This is a genomic window from Rhodoferax sp. UBA5149, from assembly GCF_002413825.1.
In the GTDB taxonomy this organism is placed as follows: domain Bacteria; phylum Pseudomonadota; class Gammaproteobacteria; order Burkholderiales; family Burkholderiaceae_C; genus Rhodoferax.
In genome coordinates, this window is sequence record NZ_DHXT01000111.1 from 14003 (window position 1) to 30342 (window position 16340).

The following is a 16340-nucleotide window of genomic DNA, read 5'->3' on the forward strand; positions in this document are numbered from 1 at the left end:
AGAGGAGACATCATGACGACAACTTTCGAGCAACTCCGTGCTATTTTGGTCAAAGACTACAAGCTCGCGCCCGAAGCCTTGACGCTCGACGCGCCGCTGGAAGGGCTGGGCATCGATTCGCTCGGCGTCGCCGAACTGCTGTTCAACGTCGAGGACGAATTCAAGATTGAGCTGCCGCCGGAGCAGGTGCTGCTGCCCACCATCGGCGACGTGGTGCGTTTCATCGACGATCTCATCGCGGTACAACACGGTGGTGTTGCGCAGACGGGCGCCGCCATGGCCCCCACTTCACAGGCGACATGAGACGGGTCGCGGTCACCGGCATCGGCGTCGTCTCGCCGCTTGGCAACAGCGCGGCCGAGGTGTACGTCAATGCGCATGCGGGGCGCTCCGCCATCCTGCGCCTGGAGGTGTCGTTTGCCCATCGACTGGCCGCGCCGCTGGCGGCCACGGCGCATTTTGAGGGTGCTGATCATTTTGAGCCACCGAAGTTGCGCATGCTGGACCGGGTCAGCCAGTTTGCCGTCGTCGCCGCCAATCAGGCGCTGCTCGATGCCCGATGTGACGGGGATCCCATTGACCGTAGCCGGGCCGGTGTCTTCGTCGGCACCGGGATGGGCGGCTCGCAGACCAGCGACGACGGCTACAAGACGCTCTACGGCGATGAATCAGACCGCATCAAGCCGTTCACCGTGCTGATGGGCATGCACAACGCAGCCGCCGCCTGGATTGGCATCGAGCACGTCTTGCGCGGCCCGAACCTGACCTATTCGACCGCCTGCTCGTCGTCCGCCGTGGCGATCGGTGAGGCGTGGCTGCGCGTTGCCAGCGGCAGCATCGACATGGCCATTGCCGGAGGCACCGAGGCGCCGCTCTCGTTCGGCTCCCTGAAGGCCTGGGAGGCGCTGCACACGCTGGCCAGCATCGATGTGGATGAGCCGTCCGCCTCGTGCAAGCCGTTCTCAAAAAACCGCAGCGGCATGGTGCTCGGCGAGGGTGCGGCGATGCTGGTGCTGGAGCCCTGGGACAACGCGGTCGCCCGCGGCGCGCCAATCCATGGCGAAATCCTCGGCTACGGCTTGTCAACCGATGCCAGCCACATCACACGACCCAGCGTCGAAGGCCAGGCGGCGGCGATGCGCGCGGCGCTGCAGTCGGCCGCACTGGCGCCGTCAGCCGTCGATGCCATCAATGCCCACGGCACCGGCACCCAGGCCAATGATGCGGTCGAGAGCGCAGCGATCAAGGCGGTGTTTGGTGACCGTGCCTACCGTATTCCGATCAGTGCCACGAAGGCGCTGCACGGCCATCTGCTGGGGGCCGCGGGCGCGCTGGAATGCGTGTTGTCTCTGCTGGCGATGCAGCACGCGGTCGCCTTGCCGACCATGCATTTGCAGACGCCGGACCCGGCGTGCGACCTGGACTACGTGCCGAATGCGGCGCGCGACGGCCTTGCCGTGCGCACCATGCTGTCGAACTCGTTCGCGTTTGGCGGCACGAACGCGGTCCTCGTGTTGCGCGCCCGGCCACCCTTTTAGTTCCGGCAAACGCAGCCCGATCAACCGATAATCAGCGGATGGGTCAAAAGTTGATTGGCAGCAACCGTCGTAGACTCAGACGACTTTTAACGAATTTGACGAGTTTCTCCCTTGTCGGGCAAACACAAGGCGCAAGAGGCTGTAAAACGTAACTGATAGGTAACCTCATGAATACTTTGCCAGACATAGAATTTTCAGAAGAACTGATACGCCGCTACGACACACTGGGGCCACGCTACACCTCTTACCCGACGGCGGATCGTTTTAATCCGGAGTTCACCGAGCAGACTTATATGGATTATCTGGCGCAGCGCACCGCGCCCGGGATCAAGAATCCACCGCTGTCGATCTACGTCCATCTGCCGTTCTGCGAGTCGCTTTGCTATTTTTGCGCCTGCAACAAGATCATCACCCAGGATCACGGCCGCACCACCGAGTACCTGCGTTACCTGGCCAAGGAGATGGCGCTGGTGGCGGCCCGGATTGGCCCCGACCGGCGCGCGGCGCAGCTGCATTTCGGCGGCGGCACGCCGACTTTTTTAAGCCCGGCAGAGTTGCGCGAGCTGATGGCGATGCTGCGCAGCCATTTTGATTTCTTGCCGGACGCCGAACTCGGGATCGAGATCGACCCGCGCACCGTCAGCGACGACACCATGGCGATGCTGGCCGAATTGGGCTTCAACCGCACCAGTTTCGGCGTGCAGGACTTTGATCCGGCGGTGCAGCAGTCGGTCAACCGGATTCAGCCGTTCGAGATGGTCGAGAAGGCCATCACGGCCAGCCGCAAGGCGGGCTTTGAGTCGATCAATGCCGATCTGATCTACGGCCTGCCCAAGCAATCGCTGGAAAGCTTCAACCGCACGCTGGACCGCGTGATTGAACTCGCGCCGGAACGCATCGCACTGTACAACTATGCCCATCTGCCGAGCCGCTTCAAGGCGCAGCGCCTGATTGTGGCCAGCGATCTGCCGTCGGCCGAGGCGCGCCTGCAGATCTTCCTGATGTCGGTGCGCCGCCTGCTCGATGCTGGCTACATCTACATCGGTCTCGATCATTTTTCCAAGCCGGATGACGAGTTGAACAAGGCGCGCCTGGACAAGACCCTGCACCGCAACTTTCAGGGTTACACCACGCGCGCCGACTGCGACCTGATTGGCTTTGGCGTCTCTGCCATCGGCAAGGTGGGGCATTCCTACAGCCAGTCGGTGCGTACCTTGAAGGCCTATTACGAACATCTGGATGCCGATCAACTGCCGATCGAAAAAGGCTTTGTGTTAACCGATGACGATGTGTTGCGGCGCCAGGTGATCATGACCTTGATGTGCAGCGGGCCGGTCGATTTTGCGGCCATCAACAAGGCTTACGGCATTGATTTCAATACTTACTTCGCGCATGAGCTGACGCAATTGCAGCATTTTGTGGAAGCCGAACTGATCAAGGTGGATGCCCACAGCATTCAGGTCACGCCGAAGGGGCGGATGTTCGTGCGTGCGGTGGGCATGGTGTTTGACAAATACCTGGCCCAGCAAACGACGGCGAAGTATTCGAAACTGATTTAAAGATTGAAGAGCGGGCCGGTCCCTGTCCGGCCCCATCACTTCAGGCGGTGCGTGCCCGCCCACCTTTCTCTGCCCAGGTCCGGGTCCAGCGAATCTGCATGACGCGCAGCATCACCAGCATCACCAGCGCCAGCACCGCGAAAATGACAAAACCCCAGGCGTAGCTGCCGGCGTATTGCTTGGACAAGCCCATGGCGTTGGGCACTAGGCCGCCGCCCAGAGCGCCGAATTCACCAATCATCGAGCCCGCCACGGCAGTGGCCAGGGGCCAGCGCAGCGGCACCAGCTGGAACAGCGCGCCGTTGCCGGCGCCAAGGGCTGAGAAACACAGCATGACCAGCAGCGTGGTGGCCACCAGCGAGCCGCCTGCCAGGCCGCACAGCAGCAGGGTGGCCGCGACGGTCAGCAGCACCACGCTCAGCGTGTTGATGCCGCCCCAGCGGTCGGAAATCCAGCCACCAAACACGCGCAACGCAGCGCCCATGAAGGCCGCCAGCATGGTGAGCTGGCCGGCCTGCACTTTGCTGACGCCGAACTGGTCGTAGTAATAGGTTGGCAAAAAGGTGGCCAGGCCGATAAAGCCGCCAAAGGTCACGGCGTAAATCAGGCTGAACGCCCAGCCGTCTTTCTCGAACAGGCAGGCAATATGCTCTTTGAAGCTGGCGTGCGCGTCCAGGTCGTCGGGTTCCTTGGCAAACACAATCATCACCACCATCGGGATGCTGATGGCCACGGCGGCCATGCCGTAGACCGCGACCCAGCCAAACGCCTGCGCCAGGGGCGGGGCAATCAGCACCGACACCGCCGTGCCGACATTGCCGGCGCCCACCAGCCCCATGGCCAGGCCTTTGTTCCTGGGCGGGAAAGAGCCCGCGCCCAGTGACAGGGCGACGCCAAAGCTGGCGCCCGCGATGCCCAGCAGCACGCCCATGGCCAGCAGATTGTTGAAGGTTTTCACGAAGAAAAACCCGAACAGCATGGCGACGGCGATCAGGCTCATCTCGACCAGCGTGGCCTTTTTGCGGCCGATGTACTGCGACAGGATGCCCAGCGGGAAGCGCATCAGGGCGCCCGCCAGAATGGGGATGGACAGCATCAACCCTTTTTGCGCCGGGCTTAAGTTGAAGGTTTCAGAGATGAAGGGCGCCATGGCCCCGTTCAGCACCCAGATGGAACATGAAAAAGTAAAGTACAAAAATGCGGCGAAGAGTGTGGGCGAATGGCCGCTCTTCAAGAAACTACGAAAACCCACCATGGTGCATATCCTTGATTTAGATTGATCCATGCACCGTAGCGAAACTCGTGCCAGTTTTTAGGGAATTTCGTTTGTCCGGGAGCGGTCGAAGTCGTCTTTTTCAAATATATTTGGTGCATTGCACAATATAGTGCGCACCATTTTGGAATTGCATGGACTGTTTTGACGGCGCCAGGCGGGTTTTGGGCGTCTGCTTATCCGAGCTTTGTCATGAAGGCCTCGAATTGAGCAATCGGCATCGGGCGGCCAAATAGGTAGCCCTGGTACGCGAAACAGCCATTGAGCGCCAGAAATGCACGCTGCGCCTCGGTCTCCACGCCTTCGGCGACCACTGACAAGCCCAGGCTTTGGCCTAAAGCGATGATGGTGCGCGCAATCGCGGCATCGTTGGGATCACTGAGTACATCACGCACAAACGAGCGGTCAATTTTGAGCAGGTCCAGCGGCAACCGTTTGAGGTAACTCAAAGACGAATAGCCGGTGCCGAAGTCGTCCAGCGAGAACCCGACGCCGAGGGCCTTGAGTTCTGTCATTTTGACAATGATGTCCTCCACCCGATCCGCCAGCACACTTTCGGTGAGTTCGAGTCGCAAACGGTTCGGCGTGGCCTCCGCTCGCTTCAGGGTTTCTTTGACCTGGGACACGAAACCAGGTTCGCGCAGCTCACGCGCACTGACGTTGACCGCCAAGGTCAGGTGCGCGGTCTCGGGCCGCCTGGCCCACAGGGCCAGCTGCTCGCAGGCCGCGCGCAAGACCCAGCGCCCCAAGGGCAAAATCAGGCCGGTCGTTTCCGCCAGGGGGATGAACTCGTCGGGCATGACCAGCCCGCGCCGAGGCTGCTGCCAGCGTACCAAGGCCTCCGCGCCCGTCACCCGGCCATGGATCCCGAGGATGGGTTGAAAATGCAGGAGCAGCTCCTCTCCGCCTTGCAGGCCGTCACGCAAGTCCGATTCCAGCGCCACCCGGCTGTCAACCTCAGACTGCATGCCCACGTCAAAAAATCGCAAGGTATTGCGCCCGGCGGCCTTGGCCTGGTACATCGCCAGATCCGCCTGCTTGAGCAGATCGTCAACCCCCTGGATGGGCGAGCCGAAGAGGGTGATGCCGATGCTGGGCGAACTGCGGTGCTCGCGACCGGCCAGCTGATACGGAACGTTGAGCGCCGTGAGAATTTTCTGGCCAACGACATCCGCCTGTGAAGCGGCATTGAGCTCGTCTTCGTCGAGGTCTTCCAGCACCAGCACAAATTCATCGCCACCCAAGCGGGCCACGGTATCGGTTTCCCGCACGCAACTCACCAGGCGCGCGGCCACCTGTTGCAGCAAGACATCGCCCACGTCATGGCCCAGCGTGTCGTTAAGGGTCTTGAAGTTGTCCAGATCAATGAACAGCAAGGCGCCGCACATGTGATGGCGCGCATTGGTCTGCAGCGCCTTCTTGAGCCGGTCCAGCAACAAACGCCGATTGGGCAGGCTGGTCAGCGCGTCATAGAAGGCCAGGCGATGGATCTGGTCGGCGGCCTGCTTTTGTGCGGAGATGTCACGTCCGATGCCGCGATAACCCCGGAACACCCCCTTGACATCGAACATGGGCGCGCCGCTGACCGATGCCCAGCGCATGAGTCCGTTGGTATCCGGACGGCGGATCTCGAAATCGCGGAACTCCTGATGCGCATGGATGACCTCGCGATGCCGCTCCCAATCGGCCTCGCTCAGATTCAGCGTCGGGAGCTCCCAGCGGGTCTTGCCCAGATGTTCCTGGCTGGTGAGCCCGGTGCTGCCGGCCACTTGGCCGCTGAGCATGATGAAGCGGAAGTTCTCATCCTGTTCCCAGTACCAGTCGGACGATAGCTGCGTGAGGGTGCGAAAGCGCGCCTCGCTCTCGCGCAGCGTATTCTCGGCCTGCATGCGCGCGCTGATGTCCTGAAAACTGATCTGGATGGCGGCTTCACCCCGATATTGAATCGGCATGCCCTGGGTCTCGACGTCGATAGCGCGGCCATCGAGCTTGAGAAACCTGGACTGACGCAGTGATGCGTGAATGCCGTTTTCGATGATGGCCCGAATGCGCTCCAGCGCCGAGGCCCGAAACAACGGATGAAAACGCGCCTCGATCGGGGTTCCCACCAATTCATCGGCGCTGACCGCCCCCCACAGGCGCACCGCTGCCGGGTTGACGTAGACGATGCGCCCGTGTTGTTGCACCGACAGCCCCACGGGCGACCATTCCACCAACTCCTGGTACTGGCTCTGGCTGTCCCGAAGGTTGGCTTCGGACTTTTTGCGCTCGGTCAGGTCAGTATTGGTGCCCGAGAGGCGAAGCGGCTGACCTTGGGCGTTGCGCAGGATATAGCCGCGTGACAGCACCGCCATGTAGTGCCCCTGCTTGTGGCGCAAGCGGTGCTCTATCTGGAAGGACTCGGCGTCACCTTTGAGCGCCGCCGCCAAGGTCTCATCCACCCGGCGCACCTCATCCGGGTGACGCAGACGCTCCCACTGTGCCAAATCCGCTGGCAGTTCATCGGCCTCGTAGCCCAGCATCTGCCACCAGCGTGGCGAGAAATAAACCTCGCCGGTGATCAAGTCCGAATCCCACGGCGCTTCGTCGATGCCGCGCAGGATCAATTGCAAACGCTCTTGCACGCGCTGCTGCTCATCCTGCGCGCGTTTGCGCGCCGTGATGTCGACAAAGATCACCACCCCTTGCGTGATCTGTCCCTGCCCATCCAGCACCGGGTAGGCGTTGCACAAGACCCAGGCCGGCGGCTCGTGCGCCGACCAGACCACGCCCACAATCAGGTCTCTGACACTTTGGGCCGTCGACAACACCACGTTGACTGGGTACTCCGTCGTCGGCATGACCGAACCATCGGCCCTGAGAAGCTTGCACACGGCCAGTGTCGCGGTCTTGCCACGCAGTTGCTTGGCAGTCTGGCGCAACAGGGTACCGGCCATCGGATTGCTGTCCAGAATGCGGGCGTCAACACCGTGCACGATCACGCCGACTGGCAAGTGCGCCAACAAGGCCCGGGAGTGGGCCTCGCTTTCGCGCAGCGCGGCTTCATACTGGTCCCGCGCATCGAGCATGCGGTTGAACTGGTTCGCCACCGAGATCACTTCGCGTGGACCATCGAGTGGGGCCACCCGGGCGCCGGTATCGCCGCCGGTCACTTTAGCCACCGCCTGCGCCAGTTGCGCAATCGGTCGTACCAGACGCAAGCCAATGCGCCAGGCCAGCGCCAAGGCCAAGGTCAGCAAGGCCAGGCTGGCGAGCACCGCGTTGCGAATGGTCCGGTTGGACTCGGCCAGCGCCACGGACTCTGGCACCTCGGCCACCACCCGCCACAGCGAACCGGCGGTGCGCGTGAAAGCGAGCACGCTGAGCACGCCGTCGCCTGCGGGAGCCAGCTGGCCGATCCCCACCTGCGCGTCAGCCGAACGCAGCAGCACCTTGCCTTCATGGGTCGCCACGGTCACCAGCACATCGTTCGGAGCGGACGCCAACAGTTGCTGCTGGAGTCGCAGCAAGTCCACCGGCAGGGTCAGCAGGCCTCTGACCTGGCCGGCCTCGTTGCGCACCGGATAGCTCAGTACCGTGCTCCATTGCCTGGCGACCGGGCCCGGCACCGCATCCGAGGCACGAAAACCGGTGGCGCGAACCGCCTGCTCAAACCAGGTCAGCTGGCGGACCCCGGCTGCGGGCGGCGTATCCGGTAACGCCGGGCAAATTGCGTTGCCTTCCAGATCGCGCAGCACGAGGTTGACGAACTCGGGATGCACATCCAGGTAGTCGAGGATCAGCGGATCGCAATTTTTGGGGTCCAGCGCGCGTACCCGCGGCCGGGCTGCCAGCCGACTTAAGACGGCTTCCTTGTCACGCAAAAACGCTTCCAGGGACCGTGCCACGTTGTCGCGCACCTGGCCTATCCTGGCGTAGGCCTGCTCTCGTGACTCCTCCCGCTCATGCGCCAGAAACCAGCCCAAGGCGAACAAGGCGGGTAGCAGAATCGTCAGCACCAGCAGCACAAGCTGCGTGCGAACCGACATGCGGCCGGTTGAACGAGGCGCTTCTGACAAACTCGGCATGGTCACTATGGGGGTTGAACTGCGGGACGGGCAGCGTGCATTATGCCCAGCAACGCACGCGCGCCCCAGCCCGCGCCGAGTGGCGGGCGGCCCATGCCGGGCTTGACTCAGGCCAGCTGTTTTTCCACGTGCGACTGGCGCGTGTACAGAAAATCGATCACGGCTTTGCGGTAGCGCAGGTAGTGGGTGCTCTCGGCCAGCTCGACCCGGTTGCGCGGGCGGGGTAGTTCTACGCTGAGTATTTCGCCAATGGTGGCTGCGGGTCCATTGGTCATCATCACGATCCGGTCGGACAGCAGCACGGCTTCATCCACATCGTGCGTCACCATCACCACGGTGCTTTGGGTGCGGGTGACGATCTCCAGCAGCTCGTCCTGCAGTTTGGCGCGGGTCAGGGCGTCCAGCGCACCAAAGGGTTCGTCCATCAGCAGTACTTTAGGCTCCATGGCGAGCGCCCGGGCAATGCCGACACGCTGCTTCATGCCGCCCGAAATTTCGCCCGGTCGTTTTTGCGCGGCCGGTGTCAAACCCACCAGGGCCAGCGCGGCATCGGTGCGGGCCGAGAGCTGGGCTTTGGTTTCTGACGCGGCGCCGGTGGTGCGATTGGCCGCGCCAAAGACGCGCTCGACACCCAGGTAGACATTCTCGAAACAGGTCAGCCAGGGAAGGAGCGAATGGTTTTGGAACACCACGGCGCGCTCGGGGCCGGGGCCCGCGATTTCGCGGTTGGCGCAGAGCAGGTGGCCTTGCGTGGGTGTGGTCAAACCGGCCAGCAGGTTGAGCAGGGTGGATTTGCCGCAGCCCGAGTGCCCAATGAGGGTGACGAACTCACCCTTGGACACCGTCAGGTTGATGTTTTGCAGCGCGCAGAATAGCCCTTTTCGGGTCTTGAAGGTCTGCTCGACGCCGGAGATTTCGATGTATTTGTCATTCATGATTTCACCTCTTCAAACGTAAATGCGGTGGCGATTTTGATCAAGGCGTATTCGAGAATCAGACCGACGATGCCAATCACGAAGATGGCGATGATGATGTTCTTGACGTTGAGGTTGTTCCACTCGTCCCACACCCAGAAGCCGATGCCGACGCCGCCGGTCAGCATCTCGGCGGCGACGATCACCAGCCAGGCGGTGCCGACGGCCAGGCGCACGCCGGTCAGCATGTAGGGCAGCACCGAGGGGAACAGGATCTTGGTGACGATCTTCCATTCAGACAGATTCAGCACCCGCGCCACGTTCATGTAATCCTGCGGCACGCGTTGCACACCGACGGCGGTGTTGATGATCATGGGCCAGATCGAGCAGATGAAGATGGTCCAGATGGCGGCCGGGTTGGCGCCCTTGAACACCAGCAGGCCAATCGGCAACCAGGCCAGCGGCGACACTGGGCGCAACAGGCTGATCAGCGGGTTGAACATGCGGCTCAAAAATTCGAAACGTCCGATCATGAAACCAGCCGGAATGCCCACCGCAGCGGCGAGCCCGAAGCCGACGGCCACGCGCTCCAGCGACGCCAGGATGTTCCAGCCGACGCCCTGGTCGTTCGGGCCTTTGCGGTAAAACGGGTCCGAGAAAATGACGACAGCCTGTTTGAAAGTTTCGGTAGGCGAGGGGATGCTGCTGGCGGTCGAGATCGACACCAGGGCCCACACGCCGATCAGCAGACCCAGGCCAAAAATCGGCGGCAGCACGGCCAGCCAGAAGCCGCGCCAGTCGAACGGTGAAACCGGTGTTTTTGCCCGAGTTTCAATGACCTTTTGAGCTGTAGCCCCCGTCGAATCTACGTGAGCCGCTATTTGTTTGATAGCAGACGGTGCGGACGCCGCCGCTGGCGCCACCCGTGTCTCCAGCGGAGAGTGAAAAATTGCGCTAACCATGGCGAGGTCCTTTCAGGCTTTGACTTTGAAACTGTCGGCGTACTTTTTCGGGTCCTTGCCGTCCCACACCGCACCGTCCATCAGCTTGGACGTGCGCATCAGGTCTTTAGGCACGGGCGTATGGCTGGCGGTGGCGGCCTGCTTGTAGAGATCGATCTGGTTGATCTGCTTGGCGACAGTCAGGTAGTCGGGATGCTCCTTGAGCAAGCCCCAGCGTTTGTGCTGCGTCAGGAACCACATGCCGTCGGACAGGTAGGGGAAGTTCACCGCGCCCTCGTTGTAGAACTTCATGTAGTTGGGGTCGTCCCAGGTCTTGCCCATGCCATTCTGGTAACGGCCCAGAATGCGCTGGTTGATGGCGTCGACGCTGGTGTTGACGTAAGACTTTTCGGCGATGACCTCAGCCATCTTGTTCTTGTTCTGCAGGCTGGCGTCAATCCATTTGCCGGCTTCCAGAATGGCGGCGGTCACGGCACGGGCCGTGTTGGGGTATTTCTTGACGAACTCACCGGTCGTGCCCAGCACTTTTTCCGGGTGGTCTTTCCAGATGTCTTGCGTGGTGATGGCGGTGACGCCGATGCCGTCAATGATGGCGCGGTGGCCCCAGGGTTCACCCACGCAGTAGCCGTCCATGTTGCCGACGCGCATATTGGCCACCATTTGCGGTGGCGGTACGGTGATGACCTTGGCGCCCGTCATCGGGTTGATGCCGTTGGCCGCCAGCCAGTAGTAGAGCCACATGGCGTGCGTGCCGGTGGGGAAGGTCTGGGCGAAGGTGTATTCGCGCTTCTCGCTCGCCATCAGCTTGGCCAGGCCGGCACCGTCCACCGCGCCTTTGTCGGCGAGCTTCTTGCTGAGCGTGATGGCCTGGCCGTTGTTGTTGAGCGTCATCAGCACGGCCATGTCTTTTTTGGCACCGCCGACGCCGAGGTGCACGCCGTAGACCAGGCCGTACAGCACGTGGGCAAAGTCGAGTTCGCCGGTGACCAGCTTGTCGCGCACGCCGGCCCAGCTGGCTTCCTTGGTCGGGATGATCTTGACGCCGTATTTCTTGTCGATGCCCAGCACCGAGGCCATCACCACGCTGGCGCAGTCGGTCAGCGGGATGAAGCCGATTTTGACCTCGGTTTTTTCCGGTGCGTCTGAGCCGGCGGCATAGACCACAGAGCGCAAGGCCGGGCTGATGCCTACGGCGCCAACAGCAGCAGTTTGCAAAACAGCGCGTCGGCTGAGGCTGGTTTTAAAAAGATCGGTCATGGCACAGCTCCTGAAGTAAAAAGTGTTTCAGAAATAAAAAACAAAAAAAGGCGTCCGCACGAAGCCCAAAACGTATCGGTACGTTTGGAACCAGTGGGGACGCCTTTGTCCGGTTACGAAGTTCCCAGCCCGCCGTTGGACCAGGACCCTCGCATGACCCTTGCGGGTCTCGGAGTTATCTATGCAATGACTGTGCCAGCTTTATTGAAAAACTGATTGCTATATAAATAATAGCTGCTTGCGCATGTTGCACGGGGGCTGGAGGCCTGTTTTGTTCTTACGCGAGGGGTGCGCACTGTTGTTGGGCGATGCACCAAATCGGGTTTGCTCTGGATCGGGTTGGTGTATTCTGCGTGGGCGTGCGCGGATGAGACCGGCGTTTCATTCCGCGACTTTCGGGTTGACACCAAACAGAGTTGGCTCTCGAATGAGCCGAAGGAAGACAGAGAGATTCTCATGTGACCAGCCTCCAAGCTTGGCCTGTGCGATGGCCACCACTGCTTCCTTAGTTTCAACCATGTACGGACGCTTCAAAATGAACCATAGATTGAACACCTGATGCGCGTGCGGCCATTCTCCAGTGGCCGCCGCAAGCAAATAAATGGCGTCGATGAGGAAGTAGGTATGAAGTTCGGTATCGAAGGGCAACGTGTCGTGTTTGTCGTCGACACTGTGTTTGAAGAAATTGAATTCTTTGTTATATCGGTGAATCCGCTCTTTTCCGAACTCTTGGACGGTACGCTCGTTCTTCAACATGCTTTTCGCTCGACCAGTGTAGTCGTGTAATAGCTGGTGGGTGGCCATGACAAGAGTGTGAATGGCGATAGCACTTCGTTGCTCGAAGAATAGCGTGATTGCCTCGGTAAGTTGCGCCCGGGCCGCGTCAATCTTGGAAATCTGTTGAATCTTCGGCTGCATGATTTGTGCTCGTGGGCCTAACGAATCCCTCGTCCTTTTGAGTTAAGGTGTAGTAACCCTTGTAGTTGTGGCTGCCCGCATCTATGACGATGCCAGCAGTCTATCCGCTTGGTGAACTGGTTCCGAATGTATTCGTTACATGTCACATCCGCACGAGCTGGGGAGCCTGATGTGTAAAGTTTTCCTGCGGTTGCTATGTTGTTAGTAGCTGCATGCGCATATTCCATGAGGGCTAGAGCCCTATTTGATGCGTAATATTTGGCAGAAGTAGAAGCAGCGCCTTCTCAGCACGACGACCTTGTTGGGCAGGCCGTGCTGAGTAGCTTCTCTATCGAATCAGGGCGCCGTCCCCGCCGCCCCACCCCCCAACGACTTGTAAAGCGTGACCTGGTTTTGCAAATACGCGAGCCGGGTTTGCGCCACGCCCTGCTGGACCGCAAACAGCGAGCGCTGCGCGTCCAGCAGCTCCAGGTAGCTGGCAACGCCGTTGCGGTAGCGCAGGTCGGCCAGGCGGAAGCGGTCGGCCTCGGCGTCCGCCTGCGCCTGCTGGGCCTGCAACTGCTCGTCCAGCGTAGCGCGCCCGGCCAGAGCGTCGGCCACTTCGCGAAAGGCGGTCTGGATCGCTTTTTCGTACTGCGCCACGGCGATGTCACGGCCAACATGGGCAGAGCTCAGATTGGCCTGGTTGCGCCCGGCGTCAAAGATTGGCAGCAGCGCCTGTGGCGCCAGCGTCCAGCCCCAGGCGCCGCTCTTGAACAGGCCTGCGAGCTCGTTGCTGGCGGTGCCGGCGCTGGCGGTCAGCGAGATGCGCGGGAAGAACGCCGCACGCGCCGCTCCGATGCTGGCATTGGCCGCGATCAGTTGCTGCTCGGCCTGGCGGATGTCCGGGCGGCGCGCGAGCAGGTCGGACGGCAGGCCGGCAGGTACATCGCGGAATATGGCCCCCACGCTTGTCGCTTCGCGTACTGCGCTGCCCCCCGAGGGGGCTGTACTTGCTTGGGGCGGCCCGGCGCGGCGTACGGCGTCGTCCTCGCCTGTCACCGCGTGTACGTCGCTGCCCCCCGAGGGGGCTGTACTTGCTTGGGGCGGCCCGGCGCGGCGCACAGCGGCGTCGGGCAGCGGCTGACCCACCAGCAGGGTGAGCGCGTTCAGGTCCAGCGCGCGCAGGCGCCGCTGCTGGGCCAGGGTGGCGCGCGCTTGCGCCGTCAGCGATTCGGCCTGGCGAAAATCCAGCGCCGAGGCGGCACCGTTGTCCAGGCGCAGCTTGGTCAGGCGCAGCGAGTCGTCGCGCGTGACCAGCGTGCGCTGCGTCAGGGCCAGCAATTCGTCGTTGGTCTGCAGGCTTAGCCAGGTGTTGGCCACGGCAGCGATCAGACTGGTCTGCGCCGCCTTGCGCGCCTCTTCAGTGGCCAGGTATTGGGCCAGGGCCGATTCCTTCAGGCTGGCGACGCGGCCAAAAAAGTCGATCTCCCACGACGCCATCGCCAGGCCCGCGGTATAGACACTGGCGATGCCACCGCTGCCGTCGCTACTGGGCTGGCGCAGTCCGGTGGCTGCCAGGTTCAGCGTGGGGAACTGGTCGGCGCGGCGGATCTGGTAGGCCGCGCGCACCTGCTCGATATTGAGCACCGCCACGCGCAGGTCGCGGTTGTTGGCCAGCGCCAGGCGGATCAGTTCGCGCAAGGACGCGTCGCCTATGAAGTCCTGCCACGTCAGCTCGGCAGCGGGCGTGCTGACTTCCTGGGTCGCGGCGGTCGTGGCGGTTGTGGCATCGGGCCATTGTGCCGCCACCGGCGCGGCTGGCCGTTCGTAGGTCGGGATCATCGAGCAGCCCGCCAGCACGGCGGCTGCGGCCACGGCGAGCAAGGGGCGTGGCAAGGGCATCCGTCGGCGCTTTGATAGCGAGGGCTTAGTCATGGGGATGTTCTCCGGCCTGGTGGCTGTGTGAGGCGTCAAATTGTTTCTGTCTCGCGCTGCCTTTGAACAGGCTGCGCACCACCACAAAAAAGATCGGCACGAACAGCACCGCCAGCGACGTGCCGGTCAAGATGCCGCCAATCACGCCGGTGCCAATGGCGCGCTGGCTGGCCGACCCGGCGCCCGTGGCGATGGCCAGCGGCAGCACGCCCAGCGTGAACGCCAGCGAGGTCATGACGATGGGGCGAAAGCGCAGATGCGCGGCCGCCAATGCCGACTCGATCACGCCCTTGCCCTGCGCTTGCAGGTCCTTGGCGAACTCGATGATCAGAATGGCGTTTTTCGCTGACAGGCCAATGATGGTGATCAGGCCCACCTGAAAGTACACGTCGTTCGCATAGCCGCGCAACAGCGTGGCCAGCAGCACGCCGAGCACGCCCAGCGGCACCACCAGCACGACGGACAGCGGAATGGTCCAGCTCTCATAGAGCGCGGCCAGACACAGGAACACGGACAGGATGGCAAAGCCGTACAGAACCATGGCCTGTTTGCCGGCGAGTTTTTCCTCGCGCGACTGGCCGGTCCACTCGAAGCCCATGCCCTGCGGCAGTTGCGCCGCCAGGCTTTCCATCTCCGTCATGGCCGCGCCCGTGCTGAAGCCCGGTGCGGCGCTGCCACTGATGCGCATCGACGGGTAGCCGTTGAAGCGCACGGTCTGCATGGCGCCGGTGATCCAGCGCGTGCTGGCAAAGCTGGCGAGCGGCACGGCCTGGTCGCGGCTGTTGAGCACGTTCAGGCGCAGCAGGTCCTCCGGTTGCATGCGCGCCGGTGCATCGGCTTGCACCACCACGCGTTGCAGGCGCCCGGCATTCGGGAAGTCGTTGACGTAGCTGGAGCCCAAAGCGGTGGACAGCACACTGTTGATCGCGTCATAGCTCACGCCCAACGCGCTGGCCTTGTTGCGGTCGATGTCGAGCTGCAATTGCGGCGCGTCTTCCAGACCATCGGGACGGACCTGGGTGAGGACCTTGCTTTTCCCGGCCAGGCCGAGCAACTGGTTGCGCGCGGCCAGCAGCGCCTCGCGGCCCAGGCCGGCGCGGTCCTGCAGGCGAAAGCTGAAGCCTGACGAGGCGCCCAGTTCCGGGATCGGGGGCGGGCTCAAGGGAAAGATGAACGCATCGCGCACGCCCATCAAGCCACCAAAGGCCCGCCCCGCCACATCCTGCGCTGAACTGCCGGCGGCATGGCGCTCGGACCAGTCCTTGAGCGTGATAAACCCCAGCGCCGCGTTCTGGCCCTGGCCCGAGAAGCTGAAGCCCAGCACGCTGACGATGCTCTGCACCTCGGGCTGCTTGAGCATGAAGCCCTCCACCTGCTCCATCACGGCGCGCGTGCGCTCTTGCGTGGCGCCCGGCGGCAACTGCACGTTCACCAGCATGGTGCCCTGGTCTTCATTGGGCAGGAAGGAGGTCGGCAGGCGCAGATAAACGACGGCCACAGCGGCGCCGATGGCCGCGTAGATCAGCAGATAGCGGGCGGCGCGCGGCAACATCCGGGCCACGCCGCGTTCATAGCCTTTCGCGGTTCGCGCAAAGCCGCGGTTGAACCAGCCGAAGAAGCCGGTCTTGGCGTGGTGATGTCCGGCCTCTACCGGCTTGAGCAAGGTGGCGCACAGCGCGGGCGTCAGCGACAGCGCCAGAAAGGCCGAGAACGCGATCGACGCCCCCATCACCGCTGCAAACTGGCGGTAGATGTTGCCGACCGAGCCGCTGAAGAACGCCAGCGGCACGAACACCGAGATCAGCACCACCGTCACGCCAATGATGGCGCCCGAGATCTGGCCCATCGCCTTGCGCGTGGCCTCCAGCGGCGGCAGACCTTCCTCGCTCATGATGCGCTCGACGTTTTCCACCACCACGATGGCGTCGTCCACCA

General features: G+C 62.4%; 11 protein-coding genes and 1 pseudogene. 3 read left to right on the plus strand and 9 right to left on the minus strand.

Annotated features, from left to right (window positions below):
• Nucleotides 1-12 precede the first annotated feature (12 nt).
• The 3 genes from B3V69_RS10090 (at nt 13) to hemN (ending at nt 3097) form a co-directional block, all read left to right on the plus strand.
• On the plus strand, nt 13-303 hold the full coding sequence (locus B3V69_RS10090) for an acyl carrier protein (RefSeq protein ID WP_296446171.1): 291 nt from the start codon (nt 13-15) through the stop codon (nt 301-303).
• Nucleotides 300-1538: a beta-ketoacyl-[acyl-carrier-protein] synthase family protein gene (locus B3V69_RS10095; protein ID WP_296446174.1), complete on the plus strand. Its 1239-nt coding sequence runs from the start codon at nt 300-302 to the stop codon at nt 1536-1538. Before B3V69_RS10090 ends, B3V69_RS10095 begins: the two co-directional genes overlap by 4 nt.
• A gap of 167 nt (nt 1539-1705) precedes the next feature.
• Complete coding sequence (gene hemN, locus B3V69_RS10100; protein WP_296446176.1) at nt 1706-3097, plus strand: oxygen-independent coproporphyrinogen III oxidase; 1392 nt, start codon at nt 1706-1708, stop codon at nt 3095-3097.
• 40 nt (nt 3098-3137) lie between these two features.
• Here hemN and B3V69_RS10105 read toward each other — a convergent pair whose 3' ends face one another.
• The 9 genes and pseudogenes from B3V69_RS10105 to B3V69_RS10140 all read right to left on the minus strand — a co-directional run.
• Nucleotides 3138-4352, minus strand: a complete 1215-nt coding sequence (locus tag B3V69_RS10105; protein WP_296446178.1) for an MFS transporter — start codon at nt 4350-4352, stop codon at nt 3138-3140.
• A gap of 194 nt (nt 4353-4546) precedes the next feature.
• Entirely contained in the window at nt 4547-6646 is a 2100-nt protein-coding gene (locus B3V69_RS20775; protein ID WP_414707506.1) for a putative bifunctional diguanylate cyclase/phosphodiesterase, read from the minus strand.
• Nucleotides 6626-8437: pseudogene (locus B3V69_RS20780) on the minus strand (PAS domain-containing protein); the annotation flags it as partial. The gene B3V69_RS20775 and the pseudogene B3V69_RS20780, both read right to left, overlap by 21 nt.
• A gap of 107 nt (nt 8438-8544) precedes the next feature.
• Nucleotides 8545-9372: an ABC transporter ATP-binding protein gene (locus tag B3V69_RS10115; protein WP_296446182.1), complete on the minus strand. Its 828-nt coding sequence runs from the start codon at nt 9370-9372 to the stop codon at nt 8545-8547.
• The gene (gene ntrB, locus B3V69_RS10120; RefSeq protein WP_296446184.1) at nt 9369-10313 is read right to left on the minus strand and encodes a nitrate ABC transporter permease; all 945 of its coding nucleotides are present in this window, start codon (nt 10311-10313) and stop codon (nt 9369-9371) included. The genes B3V69_RS10115 and ntrB overlap by 4 nt, the downstream gene beginning before the upstream one ends.
• A gap of 12 nt (nt 10314-10325) precedes the next feature.
• A complete protein-coding gene (locus B3V69_RS10125) occupies nt 10326-11570 on the minus strand; it encodes a CmpA/NrtA family ABC transporter substrate-binding protein (RefSeq protein ID WP_296446186.1) in 1245 nt (414 codons plus the stop codon).
• Between the two features lie 381 nt (nt 11571-11951).
• Entirely contained in the window at nt 11952-12488 is a 537-nt protein-coding gene (locus tag B3V69_RS10130) for a hypothetical protein (protein ID WP_296446188.1), read from the minus strand.
• A 336-nt stretch (nt 12489-12824) separates the two neighbouring features.
• The gene (locus B3V69_RS10135) at nt 12825-14405 is read right to left on the minus strand and encodes a TolC family protein (RefSeq protein ID WP_296446190.1); all 1581 of its coding nucleotides are present in this window, start codon (nt 14403-14405) and stop codon (nt 12825-12827) included.
• A partial coding sequence (locus B3V69_RS10140; RefSeq protein ID WP_296446192.1) for an efflux RND transporter permease subunit occupies nt 14398-16340 on the minus strand: 1943 nt, incomplete at its 5' end. The genes B3V69_RS10135 and B3V69_RS10140, both read right to left, overlap by 8 nt.